The following is a 1545-nucleotide window of genomic DNA, read 5'->3' on the forward strand; positions in this document are numbered from 1 at the left end:
CAGGTGGGGCAGTCCCAGCTTGCCGGCCGTGTTGCGGATGCGGGTGGAGACCAGCTCGCTCAAGACGATTCCTTCGTGCTCGGCTTGGTGGTGAAGGGGCGGGTGCCGGTCAGCTCGTCATAGACCGACAAAGGCCGGCGGCCGACCTCGACCTGGGTGACCGCGGCCCGGTTCAGCAGTGCCGCCAGCGGCCCTGCCTGCGAGGCCGAGGCGTCGCGGCGGCGGGGCCGCGGCAGGCTCCCCTCACCGGTGGTGACGCGGTGGCCGGCGCCTGTGGGCAGGCCGTCCCAGTGCTTCTCATCCACGATCCGGGCGCCTCGGCCAACCGCCCGGGGATGGACGGCCAGCAGGGTCTCGCCCGTGCGGTCGGGGCCGGTGGCATGCAGCATGACCTGGAACTTCGTGGCCCTGACTTCGACCAGCTGACGGGGGCGGACCTTGCGGGCCGGCACCGAGTAGAGATTGGCGTCGAAGGCGACCAGGCAGTCCTTGCCGACGTGGCGGAGATGCCGCTGAGTGACCACATAGGGCGTCTGCGGCAGCGGGCGGAGGGCGACGTGGTCGCGGATCGCCCTGAGACCGATGACCTCGCCGTGGGTGCCGTGGACCTTTGCCCGCCGCAGCGGCACCCAGGCGGTAAACGCGGCGTTGAGTTCTTCGACCGAGGAGAAGGCCCGGCCGGCCAGGACGTGGTCGCGGACGATCAGCACCTGTCGCTCGACCCGGCCTTTGCCCGTGGGCCGGTAGGCGGCCAGTACGTCGGGGTCGAAGTCATAGTGCCCAGCGAAGGCGACGGCCTCCGGATGTAGCGGAACGGCTTCACCTGGTGCGACATGCCGGCGGACCACCGTTGTGGTGCGGTCGTAGACGATCGACATCGGGACACCGCCGAAGTGGGCGAACGCCTGGCGGTGGCAGTCGAAGAAGGTGGCCAGGTCCTGGCTGGTGGTGAAGCAGCAGAACGGATCGCGCGAGTAGGACAAGGTCATGTGGAACGAGTAGACCTTCGGGATTCCGACGTGAACGAGGATCTTTCCCTCGTCACCCCAGTCGACCTGGGCCTGGGCCCCCGGGACTACCTCGAACCTGCGGTGGAGGCCGGCCAGCTCGCTCGGGCTGATGCCCAGTTCCTCCGCGATGCGGGGTCTGGCTTCCTGCAAGTACATCTTGATCCGCTGGTAGCTGCCGGTGAACCCGTACTCGGCCACCAGGCGCTCGTGGATCACGGCCCCTTTGAGCAGGATCTCGGCCCGCAGCATCGCGTCGATCAACGGCGCGAACTCATCCACGATCCGCCGGTATGGCTGCCCGTTGGGAGCCCTTCGTGGTGGCACGACCGGAGTCTCGCCCGACAGGTACTTGGCGACCGTGCGCCGGTTCAGCCCGGTCTCCTTCGCGATCTCCCGCAGGCTCATCGCACCGGACTCGTACAGGCCGCGAACCCGCCTCAACTCCAACCAGCGATGCGGATCCAAGACCACTCTCGCCGCCCTCCACCGACCCCGAACAGGACGACAGAAGACTCGCGCGACACCAACCTCACCG

General features: G+C 68.5%; 1 protein-coding gene. It reads right to left on the bottom strand.

Annotation, left to right across the window (positions count from 1 at the left end; translation table 11 throughout):
• Nucleotides 1-59 precede the first annotated feature (59 nt).
• Complete coding sequence (gene istA / locus ACZ6JY_RS40790) at nt 60-1415, bottom strand: IS21 family transposase (protein ID WP_469204659.1); 1356 nt, start codon at nt 1413-1415, stop codon at nt 60-62.
• Between the last annotated feature and the right edge of the window lie 130 nt (nt 1416-1545).

It is taken from the genome of Streptomyces sp. NPDC046335 (assembly GCF_055587985.1).

Excerpts from the sequence above, each read along its gene's own strand:
- istA (WP_469204659.1), bottom strand. The coding sequence starts at position 1,415 with ATGAGCCTGCGGGAGATCGCGAAGGAGACCGGGCTGAACCGGCGCACG.